The following is a 14,731-nucleotide window of genomic DNA, read 5'->3' on the forward strand; positions in this document are numbered from 1 at the left end:
GGCCATAAGCTATTGGGAAGATCGACTTTGCAAGCACAACCCTCAAAAAACAGTGTCACCGTAACCTGGGATGAAGATGACCAGCTCTGGCGTGGTCGTTTTCACTCGATGTACTCCCCCTGTGAAATGCTGATCGATGGCGGCGATCAGGAAGGGGCAAAACAGATCGTGCAGATGGCGGTCAACGAGGCGCGTCGTGTCGACCGCAAGTTCAGTCGTTATCGCAATGACAATATCGTGCACAAAATCAACAGCGCCAATGGAGAAGCCGTTGAGGTCGACAGCGAAACCGCATCCCTCATTAACAGTGCCGTGCAGAGTTATGAACTGAGCGAGGGGCGTTTTGACATCACCATCGGCGTGCTGCGCCAGGCGTGGCAGTTTGATGCCGAGGCTGAGCCACCCGAACAGTATCAGATCGATCGACTCAAAGAGAAGATCGGCTGGCACCGCGTCGAGTGGGACGGCCGCACCCTCACTCTGCCCGCCGGCATGGAGATCGATTTTGGCGGTATCGGCAAGGAGTACGCCGTGGATCGCGTCGCACAGCTGCTCAGTCAGGAGCACATCCCCCCAGTTTTGATCGACTTCGGCAGTGACATCTTTGCCACCGGCGCGAGAAAAGAGGGTAGTAGCTGGCGCGTTGCCATCGATGCTCACCAGGATGGTGATGAACTAGGCATGGTGGAGATCCGCCGTGGTGGTATCGCATCAAGCGGACTCGCCCCCCGCCATCTAATGAATTCGGGCCGGCACCACTGTCATATCCTCGATCCACACAGCGGCTGGCCGGTTGAGCATGCGCCTCACTCGGTCACGGTCGTTGCAGAGAGCTGTATGGAGGCCGGTAGACTTGCAACACTGGCGGTACTCAACGGTAGCGGTGCGGTTACATTCCTCGACAGCCAACAGGCCCACTATCAGTTGATCGACGGACCGAACGGCACCGTTCACTCATCGATCAGCTCAATCCGCTCGACATCGGCAATATAGACCTTACGCCCATCGACCGTGGTAAAGCTGCCGCGGGCCACATCGTCCCGTCGCGCCTGATAGTCGACATAGTCGCCACTACGGGTATCGATTACCCGGATCACCACCTCACGACTACCGTTGTACCACTCAAGCAGCAGGATACCGACGGTCACACTCATCATCAGGCCGATAAAGATATAGGCCGCAATACGCAGATCCGATGGCGGTGCCTTCTCGACCGTCACCGGCTCAGCTCTGGGTGCAACACGTCCCGACGAGCGACTCTTAACAAAGAGCAGCACCACTATTACAACCAAAACCGTAAAGAGAATTTTTATTAGCATCGAAGCAGCTTTATTGAAGATCCAACCGCCACTATAGATGAACATCCCCAACCGGGGCCAGCGACAAAAGCGGTATATACTCTCTTTGAGTAGGGCTTTATAACAACAAGTGGTGTCACACGATTGAGATGATGACCATTCCAAACATGCTCAGCATGATCAGAATTGCAGCCGTCCCTCTGCTGCTCTGGCTGGCCGCTACCGAAAAGGCCAACACCTTCCTCACCCTGCTGATATTTGCCTGGTTCACCGACATCCTCGATGGCTACATTGCACGCCGACTCAATCAGGTCACAGAACTCGGCACCCGCCTCGATAGCTGGGGGGATCTGCTTATCTACCTCACGCTACCGATCTGCACCTGGCTGCTCTGGCCAGAACTGGTTATCGAAGAGCTCTTCTACCTCATCGCACTGCTCGCCTGCTTCTTACTACCCCATCTGGCGGCACTAATGAAATTTAGAAGCCTCACCAGCTATCACACCTGGGCCGACAAGCTCGCAGCACTCATTCTGGGCTTCGGCGTGTTACTGCTCTTCTTCGACATCACCCCAATACTGTTCAGGGTGGGTGTAATAGTGGTTATCTTCACCGCCCTTGAAGAGATCGCCATTACCCTGCGACTCAAACAACCACGCAGCGATATTCGCTCACTCTGGCACCTTATCCGAGCTCAATAAGCCCTACCCCTGTCCGTTACGTTTTGTTACCAAACCGCTACACGAACCTGTCTATAATCGATCACACATCATCGATAGCCATCTTGTCGCTGAATCAACCAAGGAAGCTGCACCATGCAAGAGAAGCATCGCAAGCTACTGATCATTCCCGCCATCCTCTTTGGTCTGCTGGTACTCTTTCTACTTACCAAGGGGCGCAGCGAAGCGCCTCGCACCAGTGAGAGTGAACGAGCCACCCCGGTCCGAATCATCACCGTACAACCCCGCGATGTCACACCCCGTGCTGTCGGTTACGGCACTGTGCGCCCAGCACGGGTCTGGTCGGCTGTGAGCCAGGTCTCAGGACGGGTTGTGGAGTTACCCGATCGGGTAAAGGCCGGCAAACGGATTCAAGCAGATGATCTACTACTGCAGATCGATGAAGCAGACTATCAGCTCGCCCTCAGTCAGGCCGAAGCGAACATACTCTCTGCCGAGGCACAGCTGAAACAACTCGATGCGCAGGAGAAGAACTACCGAAACTCACTGGCGATCGAACAGCGCGCTCTTAGCTCGAGCAAAAAGGAGCTGCAACGCAAGCGTAAACTTGCCAAACAGGGCACCATCTCAGCCAGCTCGCTCGATACTCAGGAGCGTAGCCACCTCAACCAGCTACAGAGCGTTCAAAACCTAACCAACAGCCTCGAACTTATTCCCGCTGACCGCACCACCAAGCAAGCGTCGCTGGCGCAGCAGCAAGCCGCACTTGCACAGGCACAGCTCAACCTGCAGCGCACCCGTATCGTCGCACCGTTCAATGCGCGCCTGGCCAGCGTCAATATTGAGCACGATCAATATGTTCGCCAGGGTGAGGTCCTTGCCGAGCTGGATGATATGGGGCAGGCGGAGATTGAAGTGCAACTGCCCATCGCACAGTTTGCGCAGCTTCTTCCTCGCATCAACATCAGCGAACTGATCAGCCAGGGCGTCACCCCTGGGCCGCATCTCTTCAACCTGCAGGCCACCGTCCGTATTGTCGATAGTGGTGTGGAGTGGCCGGCCCGTTTTGTCCGCACCAGCGCTGGCATCGATCCTCAAACCAGAACCGTTGGCGCCGTGGTGGCTGTCGACAAGCCCTATGAGAACGCACTACCGCCACTGCGACCCCCACTGCTTAAGGGGCTCTATGTTGAAGTAGAGTTTCGTGGTCCTCCTCGCACCGCACAGCTGGCGATTCCCGGCCATGCACTGCACGGAAATCAGGTCTACATCGTCAATAGTGAGCAGCGACTTGAGCGGCGTCTGGTTGAGACCGGACTCACCCAGCCCGGCTCGGCAACCATTAACAGTGGCATCGCTCCCGGAGAGCAACTGATCATCTCCGACCTGATCCCTGCCATCGACGGCATGTTGCTTCAACCAATGCAATCCACGCCGCGACAGGCCGTCGACACGGGGGCGTTGCAGCAGCCATGATCCGTTACTTTGCCAACCACCCCACGGCAGCCAACCTGATGATGTTGATCCTGCTGGTGATGGGCATCATTGCGCTGCCAGAGATGAAACGTGAAACCTTCCCCGAGTTCACCGCCCGCTCGGTACAGATCACCACCGCCTATCCCGGCGCCAGCGCTGAGGAGATTGAGGAGGGCATCTGCCGCAAACTCGAGGATGCCTTCGATGGTATGAACAATATTGATGAGTTGCGTTGCGAGGCGCGTGAAGGGATTGCCATCGCCGTGGCCGATATGCGCGAGGGTGAAGATGCTAAGAGCTTCCTAGATGACCTGAAGAGCGCCGTCGATGAGATCGACTCCTTCCCAGAACTGGTCGAGACACCGACCGTTTCAGAGCTGAACCGTACCGACCAGGTGGTCTCGATCGCCATTACGGGTCCCATGCAGCCGAACCACCTGAAGGCGTACTGCGAAGGGGTCAAACAGCGCCTGTTGAGCCACGGTGGAATCCCTCAGATAGAGATCAACGGCTTCTCCGATCACCAGATCAGTATCGAGATACCGACTGCAACGCTGCGCCAGTACGGACTCTCTGCTGCCTCGATTGCCAATACGATTCGCAACCAGAACATCGACACGCCCATCGGCACCCTGATGGGTGACGAGCAGGAGCTACTGCTGCGTTTCTCCGAGCAACGCCGTACACCCGAGGAGTACGCTGAACTGCGAGTGATCGCCGGAAATAGCGGGGCTGAACTGCGTCTTGGCGATATCGCCACCATTACTGATACCTTTGCCGACGACAACAATCAGATCGCTTTTAACGGCAATCGCGCCTGCCTGCTCAGCATTACCAAGAGCCGCAGCCAGGACACCTTGACGGTCTACGATGCCGTTGAACGCGCACTGGAGAAGGAGCGCGCAACCAAACCGGCTACGGTTGAATTTCATCTCACCCAGGATATGTCCTCTGTGGTGCGCGAGCGTCTCTCACTGCTGGTCAGCAATGGCATTCAGGGTCTGGTGCTCGTCGCCGCAACGCTGTGGCTCTTCTTTGGCGCCCGCTTCTCCTTCTGGGTGGCGATGGGGCTACCCGTCTCCTTCCTCGCCGCCTTCTTCTTCATGCAGGCATTTGGCCTCTCGATCAACATGATCTCGATGGTGGCACTGCTGGTAGCACTCGGCCTCCTGATGGACGATGCGATTGTGCTGGCTGAAAATATCGCCGCCCATCGTGCGCGGGGAAAATCCCCTCTGCAGGCTGCGATTGATGGCACCAAGCAGGTGGCACCAGGCGTCTTCTCCTCCTTCCTCACCAGCATCTCCGTGTTCGGTCCACTTGCCTTTCTCAGCGGACAGATGGGGGCGGTACTCAAGGTGATCCCGATGGTGCTGATCATCACCCTGGCGGTTTCGCTAATTGAGGCATTCCTGATCCTGCCCAGCCACCTCAACCACTCCCTTTCGCACCACGACCCATCGGAGAGCCCAATGCGTCGCCGCTTTGAACGGTGGCTGGCCCACGTACGTGAAGATTGGGTGGGTGCGCTGGTTGATCGGGCCATCGCCTGGCGCTATTTCACCCTCGGACTGGTGGTAGCACTGTTTCTCATCACCATCGGTCTGACCAGTAGCGGTATACTCAAATTTCAGGGTTTCCCTTCGATCGAAGGGGATCAAATCGAAGCGCGCATCTTACTACCGCAGGGCACACCACTGGATAAAACCGAGGCGGTTGTTAACGAGATAGAGCGTGCCGCACTTGCCCTCAACGACAGTTTCAGAGAGCAGCAGCCGCAACAGGTCGATATCGTTGAGAACTCGATCGTTCGCTACGGCCTGAACAGCGATGCCAATGAGAGCGGTCCACATCTGGCCACGGTCAGTCTCGACCTGCTGAGCACCGAGACCCGTAACGGTTCGATCCCCAAACTGCTCAACCGTTGGCGTGAACTGAGTCAGCTGCCTCCCGAGGTAATCAATGTCAGTTTCAAGGAGCCGACCCGGGGACCCGCTGGCAAACCGATCGAGATTCGTCTGCAGGGTAACGATCTCGATCAGCTCAAAGGGGCATCGCTCGAATTGCAGACGTGGCTCGCCGCCTATCGCGGCCTGAGCGATGTCAGTGATGATATGCGTCCTGGCAAACCGGAACTACGGCTGCGGCTCAAACCGGGTGCGCTCAACCTCGGACTCGATGCCAACACCATCGCCACTCAGTTACGTGCGGCCTACTTCGGCATCACGGCAACAGAGATTCAGGTCGGTATCGAATCGTATGAGGTTGATATCAGCCTCTCTGAGCAGGACCGTAATCAGATCTCCGATCTGTCACGCTTTACGATCATTAGTGCAACAGGGATCGCGGTGCCACTAGAGAGCGTCGTGACTATTGAACAGGATCGCGGTTATGCGCGTATTCAACATGTTGACGGTCAACGCAGCGTCACCGTGCAGGCCAATCTCGATACCCGTCTCAACAACTCCACCGAAATCCTCAGCCACACCAAGAAGGTGTTCCTGCCACAGCTCAGCCAGCAGTTTCCGCAGGTTGAGGTGGTCTTCCAGGGTGAGTCGAAGGAGAACGCCAAGACCGGCGACTCGGTACTACGTGCCGTGGTGGTCGGTATCCTCGGCATCTTTGTCATCCTCAGTTTCCAGTTCAAGAGTTATAGAGAACCGCTGCTGGTGATGGCGATTATTCCGATGGCGGTGATCGGCTCCTTCTGGGGACACCTGCTGATGGGACTAACCCTGTCGATGCCAAGCATCATCGGCCTGGTCTCACTCTCCGGTATCGCCGTTAACGATTCGATACTGCTGGTCACCTTCATTAAGGAGAATATTCGCCAGGGAATGGCGCCGCTGGAAGCGGCCGCCCAGGCGAGCCGTGCCCGTTTCCGCGCCGTGCTGCTCACCTCCGCTACCACCATCGCCGGACTACTGCCGATTTTGACCGAGACCAGCATGCAGGCGCAGATACTTATCCCGCTTGTGGCCAGTATCGCCTTTGGTCTGGTTGCCACCACGCTGATGGTGCTGTTTCTGGTGCCGTCGCTCTACGGCATCCTGCACGACCTGAACTGGACACGAGAGGTTGAACCACTGGAGGGGAAATCGGACAGCGAAGCAAATCGCTAAGATGTTACTTCAACAGGTTTACCAGAGTGGCAAAGATATCACTATCAAAGTGATGCGCCATCTTCTCCTTCATCAGGGTTAACGCCTCGAAGGGTTTCATCGCCTTTTTATAGGAGCGCTCAGCGGTCAGCGGGCAGCGCATCGTAGACATCGGCAATGCCACAGATGCGCCCATAGACGTGGATCTCTTCATCACGTAGTCGTTTTGGATAACCGCTACCATCAACGAACTCGTGGTGCTGCATGACAATCGTACGCACCTCTTCGGTGAGTGCGTCCGCCTGTTGGAGAATCTTGTATCCCTGATAGGGGTGGATGCGGATATGCCGCATCTCCGCATCATCCAGGCGGGCCGGCTTGTTTAGCACCTCGGGTCTGACCATGATCTTGCCCAGGTCGTGCAGAAAAAAGCCTGCGCCCAACTCCTGCAGATTCGGGGAGTCGCTATTTTTGCGGAAGCTTGTTTTGGGCATCAAGCCCAAGCAAGCGGCAAATACTTAACGCGACCGTTTATGCCTACGGCGCCCGACGTCCTGCGTTCGTTGCGTAATCACCTCTTCGCGGCTCTACACAACTCCCTCACTGACTCTACGCCGACATAGAAGCCGTGCTGCATCTTCTTCGTCGTTCGCTCGCGCTCTCAACTACGAATAGGCAGACGGCGTCGACTATCGCGGACTAACCGCCTTCGCTTCGCTATCCATGGCGGTCAGCGCATGAGCATCGGAGTTTTTGAATAGCTCCTTGCAGAGCAATATTCCGGTCACCCCGACGTTGACCGAGTGGGTATAGGTGTAGAAGTCGTGAGAGGTAATGCGCAGCAGACTCTGAGCTGTTGCATCATCGGAGAGGATCATATCGGTGAGCGAGTGTATTGCCCCTTTGCTTGCCTTGATATTCTCTGCCGTCGGACTCTCCAGCAGCTTATCCATCATCTCCAGCGAGTGTTCATAGATCACAACCGACTTCTGCTCTGGCGCCATGCTGTTATCAGCTATCGCCGAGACAAACGCCTCTGGCACCACCTGCTCCGATGACCACGCTGCAGGCGCGTCACCCTCCTTGGGATCGCTCACTGCTTGTGGATGATTTATGTTGTGTTCGAACTCTTCTGTGGCCGACTCATCCTCAGTAGGCTGCACTTCACGATCACTCTTACTGAAATCGACCAACACCTCCTCAATGCCTTGCTCGCGCAGCTGCTTGAGTTGATCGATCGAGGTCAGCTTGAAACGACTTCGCATGAAGCCGTGTGACAGCCACGAGTCGGCCAGGATGACAAACATCCCCACCTTCAACTCGTTCGTTGTGATTCGTTTCTGCATCGCGTTTTAAACGTCGGGAACAAACGACTCTTTGGTTGCGCCACAATCGGGGCAGACCCAATCATCGGGAATATCCTCAAGACGGGTTCCCGGCGCAATGCCCTCATCGGGCAGCCCCTTCTCTTCATCGTAGATCAGACCACAGACATCACACATGTAACGCATTAACGCTTCCCCGTAGATCGGTTGAGGCGTCAGACACAGATGCATCTGATTAGCCATACAATCCCTTTGTAAGGGGCTAGCCGGGAGATGTAAAGCATCGCACGAATGTGCGAGGAAAATAGACGGTTTATGCCAGTTGTTCGAGCTGTTCGCTATCGAGGGTATCGGCAACAACAACCCGATTACGACCTGATGATTTGGCACGATAGACCGCTTCGTCCGCCGAGTTAACTAGCTGATGACCAACCGACTCAATGGCCGTCACACCACTATTCGAAAGTGCTGCCACTCCGATCGATATCGTCACCTGAGTCGTCTCACCGTTATCGATCTTAAAAGCGCGCTCAGCGACCAGTCGACGGGTTCGCTCAGCAATCTCACAGGCGTCATGTAGCGAAGTATTGGGCAGTAGTGAGACAAACTCCTCACCACCATAGCGGCAGAGAATATCGTTCCGACGCAGCTGAGCGCCCATCAGTTCCGCGAGCTGACAGAGCACCAGATCACCGGCCTGGTGACCCAGCGTATCGTTGACCTGCTTGAAGTGGTCAACGTCAAGGAACATGCAGACCAGTGGCTGTTCATAGCGGGTCGAGGCGGAGACCTCCTCACCTAAACGCTGGTCGAAGAAGCGACGGTTATTGACCCGAGTCAGCGGATCGGTGAGTCCAACCAGCTTGAGACGTTCCTGATTGAGGGTGTTCTCCAGACAGATGGCAACCACTACCGCAAGACGATTGAGAAATTCAGTGCCGGTACCGCGACCGTAGCGGCTGCTATCGAAACTGCCGAGGTTGAGACTGCCAATCAATTTGCGCTGACGTACCAGAGGCAACATCGCAATACACTCCGGCTGAACTGCGCCTTTTGGGAACAGCATCGAATGGTGTGAGCTACGGTAACGCCCCAGCTTGGGTACATAACTGCCGTTGTAGAGGTAGTCGAGATTGAGCGGATCGGGTTCAATGATCAGCTCAGGCACCTGATCGACCTGCACGCCAGAGCCTTCAAGAATGCGGGTGAACTCATATTCGGGATCAACCAGTGTCAGTGTGATCACATCAAGGCCAAACGCCTTGCGCGTCTGGTAGAGAATCAGATGTACCAGTTCAGCCAGTGAGGTCGTACTGATCAGCCACAGCTCCTGATCGTTGAAGCGGCGCATCTTCTCCTCATTGTTGCGCGCCTCCTCGACAAAGGCCTTGAGCTGGCCTCTGAGCTGCTGGTTCTCCGCTAGATGATCTTTGGCCACAATCCCGTGGACTCCACGATAAATAGTTATTATCTGACCGATTCTATCCAATGAAAAAACAAATACCTAGAACACCGTCACAAAACAACTGATTTTCCTACTAAAATACGTATTTACCGCTGTAAAAGCTGGACAGCGAGTATCAAACCAGTCTGACCATCGGCAACCGGCACCTAATTAAGGGTTTTTAGTAATCGCTCATCGTTATAATTTAACCAATGACGGTACAGAGGGGATAAGACGTGTTTTTAGGCGGCATCCGGCGCAGGATCACGAAGGCCCTGTACCCCGACCAGCATCTGGCTGAACGGTTTATGAGCTGTCACGGCCACCCACTCAACCTTGAAAATCCCAGGTCTCTTTCAGAAAAGGTGCTGTGGTTAAAACGGCACGTCGATCTCGAACCACTCTCAATCTTCACCGATAAATTTGCAGTTCGTGACTATGTCCGCGAGCAGATCGGTAGTGACTATCTAATCCCACTCATCGGTATCTACGATCATGTCAATGAAATTGACCTTGATGCGCTGCCCGACAGCTTCATGATCAAGACCACCCACAGTAGCGGTTGGAATATCCGTGTAGCCAACAAAGCTCAAATCAGTTGGCACAGCATTAAAAAACAGCTCAAAAGGTGGTTATCACAGTGCTTCTACGAGCGTCACGGAGAAGCTAACTACAGAGGGATCAAGCCGAGAATCATGATTGAGCCTCTGCTATCAGAAGATCAGGGGGAGTTGCGTGACTACAAACTCTACTTCTGCAATGGTAAATATCTCGGTGCACACGTCGATTTTAACCGTTTCAGTGATCACCAATACCGAATCTACGATGTCGCGTGGAATGAGTTCGAAAAGGAGGATCCCAATATCGTACGAAATCTTCCATTATGTCCCAGACCCGAAAAGTTGGATGAAATGATCGAGATCGGCCTCAAGTTGTCTCAGGGTTTCCCCTATGTACGTGTCGATCTCTACTATCCTCAGGGTCAAATCTTTTCGGTGAACTGACATTCACCCCGGTAACGGGCTATCACGATTTGACCCCATCGAGAGTGACTTACTTCGGCGCCCCTTTCATGTCCTTCATTATCTCAATACCCCTACTACGAACCACACTGGACACCGACGCCCAGTGAAGATGGGGAGGGGAGTGCTATACCCGAGTCATAACTCGTTGTCGTAAACGGGGTTAGCAACAATCTTGCGCCCACAAAAAAGCCCGCCAAAAGGCGGGCTTTTTTTCAGATCAGATTAGCGCCTGGCTTAGAGGCCAACCTTCTCCTTGATTGCATCTACTACGGCATCGCTTGAAGTAGCAACAACTTCCATCAGCATGCCTTCGTTCTTGTAGAAACCGGCCAGAGGTGCGGTCTTCTCGTTGTAGACGTCGAGACGGTTAGAGATCGCCTCTTCGGTCTCGTCATCACGCTGTACAACCGGACCACCACACTTGTCACACTTGCCCTCTTCCTTGGTGGGGTTCGATTTAACGTTGTAGATCGCGCCACAATCGGTGCAGGTACGACGGGTGGTGAGACGATCGAGGATTACATCACGAGGAACCTCAAGGCTTACAACAGCGTCAAGCTTCTCGCCGATCTCTTCCAGCAGAACCTTCAGCTGCTCAGCCTGGGGAATGGTGCGGGGGAAACCGTCGAGCAGGTAACCGGCCTTGCAGTCGTCCTCACGCAGACGATCCTTCATGATGTTCATGATCAGCTCGTCAGGAACCAGATCACCTGCGTCCATGAACGCCTTGGCCTGCTTACCCAGGTCGCTGCCAGCCTTAACTGCAGCACGCAGGATGTCGCCAGTAGAGATCTGTACTGAGCCGTCGATCGCGGTCAGCAGCTTGGCAACGGTGCCCTTACCTGCGCCTGGGGCGCCCAAAAGGATCAGTTTCATGGATATTTCCTCTAGTTAGTGGTTGAAAAATGGAATTCTTCGCCCGCAACATCCGGGCTTTGGAGCGCAAAGATTACTCGAAATATCAGATTTGTCTAATATTTTGTCTCTATAACGACCGAAAACCGCCTAATGGCGGCCAAATCTACCGGAGCAGCTCAATATCTGCTGCCATTAGTCGGGTTGGGCGGTGTAAAACGGGGTATCATCTCCCCGCCCGGCATGATCGTCGGCAGTCACTATAACGATCCAGACCCCCTATATTTATGGCACCCAATCACGCCCCGACAAATAACGCTCAGCAGATCCTCAGTACTGTCTTCGGCTACGAGCAGTTCCGTCCCCACCAGCAGGAGATCATTCAACACCTGATTGCGGGGGGTGATGGGCTGGTGCTGATGCCTACCGGTGGCGGTAAGTCGCTCTGCTTTCAGATTCCGGCGTTGGTGCGCAGTGGCGTTGGCATTGTCATCTCACCACTGATCGCTCTGATGCAGGATCAGGTCGATGCGCTACGCCAGAACGGTGTACGCGCCGCCTATCTCAACTCCTCACTCGCAGCCGATGAGGTGCGTGCCGTCGAGCAGGCGCTGATTAACGGTGAACTCGACATGCTCTATATCGCTCCTGAGCGATTGATGATGGGACGCATGCTCGATCTACTGACACGGGTGGAGCTGGCGCTGTTTGCGATTGATGAGGCGCACTGCGTCTCACAGTGGGGCCACGACTTCCGCCCGGAATATCGCCAGCTCTCGATTCTGCATGAACGCTTCCCTGAGGTGCCACGGGTTGCGCTCACCGCTACCGCCGACACACCGACCCGTAAAGAGATCGTCGAGCGGCTGGGGCTTGCAGGGGCTCGACAATTCGTTAGCGGCTTCGACCGCCCCAACATCCGTTATCGCATCACCGAAAACAACGGCAACGCCCGTGACCGGCTGCTGCGCTTTATTCGGAATGAACACGAAGGTGATGCCGGAATCGTCTACTGCCTGTCACGCAAACGCGTCGACCAGATTGCCGAGTGGTTGGAGGGCAAGGGGCTGACCGCCCTCCCTTACCACGCCGGCATGCCAGCCGAGGATCGCCGCGCCAATCAGGAACGTTTCCTGCGAGACGAAGGGGTGATTATTGTCGCCACCATCGCCTTCGGCATGGGCATCGACAAACCCGACGTGCGTTTTGTCGCCCACCTCAATCTTCCCAAGAGCCTCGAGGCCTACTATCAGGAGACGGGGCGCGCCGGTCGTGATGGGCTGCCCGCCAACGCCTGGATGAGTTATGGACTGCAAGATGTCATCACCCTGCGCCAGATGCAGGAGGGCTCCGAGGCCAGTGAAAATCACAAACGTAGCGAGCGGGCCAAGCTCGATGCAATGCTCGGTTTCAGCGAACTGACCAGCTGCCGACGTCAGGCGCTACTGCGCTACTTCGGTGACCAGCTTGATGAGCCGTGCGGCAACTGCGATACCTGCCTCGAACCGCCCGAGACCTGGGAGGCAACGGTAGCGGCACAGAAGGCGCTCTCATGCGTACATCGCACCGGGCAGCGCTTCGGTGTTAACTACCTGATCGATGTACTGACCGGTTCCGATCACGAACGTATCAAACAGTTCAGTCACGACCAGATCTCCACCTATGGGATCGGCCGTGAGCTCGACAAAAACGGTTGGCGTAACCTCTATCGCCAGCTGATTGCGCGTGGACTACTAGCCGTCGATATTGAGGGACACGGCGGACTACACCTCACCGAGGCGAGCCGTCCCGTACTGCGCGGTGACGAACTACTGATGCTGCGAAAGGCGAGCAAGGCCTCGAAACGAAAATCGAGTGGCCGCAAAACGAGTCACTTCAAGGGCGAGTCGGAGCGGCTCTGGGATGCACTACGGGAGTGTCGTCGTGAGCAGGCCGCAGAACAGGGTGTCGCCGCCTATATGATTTTCCACGACGCCACACTCATGGAGATGGTGGAGAACCGCCCCGAGACCCTTGAACAGCTCGGGCGAATTTCTGGCATCGGCGAACGCAAACTCGACGCCTACGGCGAGGCCTTTCTTCAGGTGCTCAAGGGGCACGACGAAGAGGGCGAATCGAAAACAGTCAGCCGTTACGAGGAGACACTACAGCTGTTTCTACTGGGGATGGACGTATCCGCCATCGCAACGCGCATGGCGATCAAACCCGACACCATCTACAGTCATCTCGCCAAGGCGATTGAGGCGGGTGCTGCCGAACTCTCTGAGGTGGTCTCTCTCAAACCGGGAGAGATCCAGTCGATCATCTACGCCTTTGAACAGAGCGACAGCAGCCAACTAAAACCGGTATTTGAGATGCTGGGTGGTCTCTACGACTACGGGATATTGCGTTGTGTGAAGGCGGCCAGACTAGCCAGCTAGGTACTCTTTTGAAAGACGGTATAGGCGTTGCGACCACGCTGCTTAGCCGCGTACATCGCACTATCGGCACCCTTAATGAGCGCCTCAATCGAGTCTGCGTCACGCGGATAGATGGCCACGCCTACGCTCCCCGAGATTTCAACCTCATGTTCTTGCAGCAGTGTAAATGGCAACGCCAGCTGCTCCAGCACACGTTCGACGACCTGCACTGTACTCTCTTCACTCTCTACCTCTGGCAGGATCACGGTGAACTCATCACCGCCCATACGCGCCACTGTATCGGCCTCGCGAATACAGAGTTCCAGGCGCCGCGCCACCTGCTCGAGCAGCTCATCACCGGCATTATGACCATAGTTGTCATTAACCCACTTAAAGCGGTCAAGATCGATAAAGAGCAGTGCCAACTGATGCTGCTCACGGTGTGAGACCTTGATCGCCTGCGAGAGGCGATCAAAAAAGAGGTTGCGATTAGGCAGTCCGGTCAGTCCATCAAAGTTGGCACGGCGAACCATCACCGCCTCGATCTCACGTCGCTCCGTTACATCCTGAACCGTACCCTCCAGCTTGATCGGGCTCCCCTGGCTATCGAGATAGAGCTCTCCCTCCAGCTCAACAATCTTCTCTTCGCCACCATCAGCCATCAGGCGCAGCTCCAACTCACCGACCTCACCCTTACTGATGGCGTGGGCACGAAGACCACTCATATAGGGCGATCATCAGGGTGGAGTCGCTCCAGCAAACAATCACGCCCACCGGGAAGGCCCGTGATACCGAAGATACGGTAGAGTTCATCAGAGCCACTGAAGCGATCGTTGACCAGGTCCCACTCCCAGCTACCGAGTCGTGCGATACGCTGCGCATTAGCCAGACTCCGCTCTTTATACTTGAGCACCGAATTGGCACGACTCAAATCCTCGGTACGCTCCGCTACCTGCTGCTCAAGTGTCTCACTGTAGTTACGCAGCTCACTATTTTTCTGCTCAATTGCATCAACCATATTGTTAAAGCGCTGCGCCAACAGCCCAACCTCATCGCGGCTATCGATTTCAATGTGGGTATTATCTCCACCCGCTGCGATCTGGTCAGTCCGCTCAGTCAGTCGCTGAG

The 14,731-nt window shown here is 55.4% G+C and carries 16 protein-coding genes; 7 read left to right on the forward strand and 9 right to left on the reverse strand.

What is annotated here, in order from left to right; translation table 11 throughout:
* Positions 1–27 precede the first annotated feature (27 nt).
* Positions 28–993, forward strand: a complete 966-nt coding sequence (locus tag HUE57_RS17740) for an FAD:protein FMN transferase (RefSeq protein WP_172840299.1) — start codon at positions 28–30, stop codon at positions 991–993.
* Here HUE57_RS17740 and HUE57_RS17745 read toward each other — a convergent pair.
* Positions 951–1,319, reverse strand: coding sequence for an antitermination protein NusG (locus tag HUE57_RS17745; RefSeq protein ID WP_135622267.1), 369 nt, complete (start codon positions 1,317–1,319; stop codon positions 951–953). The two genes, HUE57_RS17740 and HUE57_RS17745, sit on opposite strands and share 43 nt — an antisense overlap.
* Before the next feature lie 128 nt (positions 1,320–1,447).
* Between HUE57_RS17745 and HUE57_RS17750 the strand changes: the two genes are divergently transcribed.
* The 3 genes from HUE57_RS17750 to HUE57_RS17760 all read left to right on the forward strand — a co-directional run bounded on the left by HUE57_RS17750 (position 1,448) and on the right by HUE57_RS17760 (position 6,576).
* Positions 1,448–1,999 carry a CDP-alcohol phosphatidyltransferase family protein gene (locus HUE57_RS17750; RefSeq protein WP_078484005.1) on the forward strand — a complete coding sequence of 184 codons (552 nt, stop codon included), beginning with the start codon at positions 1,448–1,450 and terminating at the stop codon, positions 1,997–1,999.
* A 114-nt stretch (positions 2,000–2,113) separates the two neighbouring features.
* Positions 2,114–3,454, forward strand: coding sequence for an efflux RND transporter periplasmic adaptor subunit (locus HUE57_RS17755; RefSeq protein ID WP_078484006.1), 1,341 nt, complete (start codon positions 2,114–2,116; stop codon positions 3,452–3,454).
* The gene (locus tag HUE57_RS17760) at positions 3,451–6,576 is read left to right on the forward strand and encodes an efflux RND transporter permease subunit (protein ID WP_078484007.1); all 3,126 of its coding nucleotides are present in this window, start codon (positions 3,451–3,453) and stop codon (positions 6,574–6,576) included. Before HUE57_RS17755 ends, HUE57_RS17760 begins: the two co-directional genes overlap by 4 nt.
* A 4-nt stretch (positions 6,577–6,580) precedes the next feature.
* Here the strand turns inward: HUE57_RS17760 and HUE57_RS17765 are convergent, their stop codons facing one another.
* Complete coding sequence (locus tag HUE57_RS17765; protein ID WP_172840300.1) at positions 6,581–6,727, reverse strand: hypothetical protein; 147 nt, start codon at positions 6,725–6,727, stop codon at positions 6,581–6,583.
* Positions 6,696–6,998 (reverse strand): HD-GYP domain-containing protein, encoded by a 303-nt coding sequence (locus HUE57_RS17770; RefSeq protein WP_174673635.1) that lies wholly within the window; start codon positions 6,996–6,998, stop codon positions 6,696–6,698. Before HUE57_RS17770 ends, HUE57_RS17765 begins: the two co-directional genes overlap by 32 nt.
* Between HUE57_RS17770 and HUE57_RS17775 the strand changes: the two genes are divergently transcribed.
* Positions 6,975–7,178, forward strand: a complete 204-nt coding sequence (locus HUE57_RS17775) for a hypothetical protein (protein ID WP_174673636.1) — start codon at positions 6,975–6,977, stop codon at positions 7,176–7,178. The genes HUE57_RS17770 and HUE57_RS17775 overlap by 24 nt on opposite strands.
* 66 nt (positions 7,179–7,244) lie before the next feature.
* On the opposite strand, the gene HUE57_RS17780 is transcribed toward HUE57_RS17775, so the two are convergent.
* From HUE57_RS17780 to HUE57_RS17790, 3 genes are all read right to left on the reverse strand, one after another.
* Entirely contained in the window at positions 7,245–7,901 is a 657-nt protein-coding gene (locus HUE57_RS17780) for a DUF3391 domain-containing protein (protein WP_272901995.1), read from the reverse strand.
* 6 nt (positions 7,902–7,907) lie between these two features.
* A complete protein-coding gene (locus HUE57_RS17785) occupies positions 7,908–8,111 on the reverse strand; it encodes a rubredoxin (RefSeq protein ID WP_078484013.1) in 204 nt (67 codons plus the stop codon).
* An 82-nt stretch (positions 8,112–8,193) separates the two neighbouring features.
* The gene (locus tag HUE57_RS17790; protein ID WP_172840301.1) at positions 8,194–9,318 is read right to left on the reverse strand and encodes a GGDEF domain-containing protein; all 1,125 of its coding nucleotides are present in this window, start codon (positions 9,316–9,318) and stop codon (positions 8,194–8,196) included.
* Positions 9,319–9,689: 371 nt separating this feature from the next.
* Here HUE57_RS17790 and HUE57_RS17795 point away from each other — a divergent pair, with 371 nt between their 5' ends.
* Positions 9,690–10,328, forward strand: coding sequence for an ATP-grasp fold amidoligase family protein (locus tag HUE57_RS17795; protein WP_174673638.1), 639 nt, complete (start codon positions 9,690–9,692; stop codon positions 10,326–10,328).
* A 255-nt stretch (positions 10,329–10,583) separates the two neighbouring features.
* On the opposite strand, the gene HUE57_RS17800 is transcribed toward HUE57_RS17795, so the two are convergent.
* Positions 10,584–11,225, reverse strand: coding sequence for an adenylate kinase (locus HUE57_RS17800; protein WP_078482638.1), 642 nt, complete (start codon positions 11,223–11,225; stop codon positions 10,584–10,586).
* A gap of 266 nt (positions 11,226–11,491) precedes the next feature.
* Here HUE57_RS17800 and recQ point away from each other — a divergent pair, with 266 nt between their 5' ends.
* Positions 11,492–13,624 (forward strand): DNA helicase RecQ, encoded by a 2,133-nt coding sequence (recQ, locus tag HUE57_RS17805; RefSeq protein ID WP_078482639.1) that lies wholly within the window; start codon positions 11,492–11,494, stop codon positions 13,622–13,624.
* Here the strand turns inward: recQ and HUE57_RS17810 are convergent.
* Positions 13,621–14,328, reverse strand: a complete 708-nt coding sequence (locus tag HUE57_RS17810) for a GGDEF domain-containing protein (RefSeq protein WP_078482640.1) — start codon at positions 14,326–14,328, stop codon at positions 13,621–13,623. The genes recQ and HUE57_RS17810 overlap by 4 nt on opposite strands.
* Positions 14,325–14,642, reverse strand: coding sequence for a hypothetical protein (locus HUE57_RS17815; RefSeq protein ID WP_236860639.1), 318 nt, complete (start codon positions 14,640–14,642; stop codon positions 14,325–14,327). Before HUE57_RS17815 ends, HUE57_RS17810 begins: the two co-directional genes overlap by 4 nt.
* Positions 14,643–14,731 lie beyond the last annotated feature (89 nt).

This window comes from Candidatus Reidiella endopervernicosa, assembly GCF_013343005.1.
In the GTDB taxonomy this organism is placed as follows: Bacteria; Pseudomonadota; Gammaproteobacteria.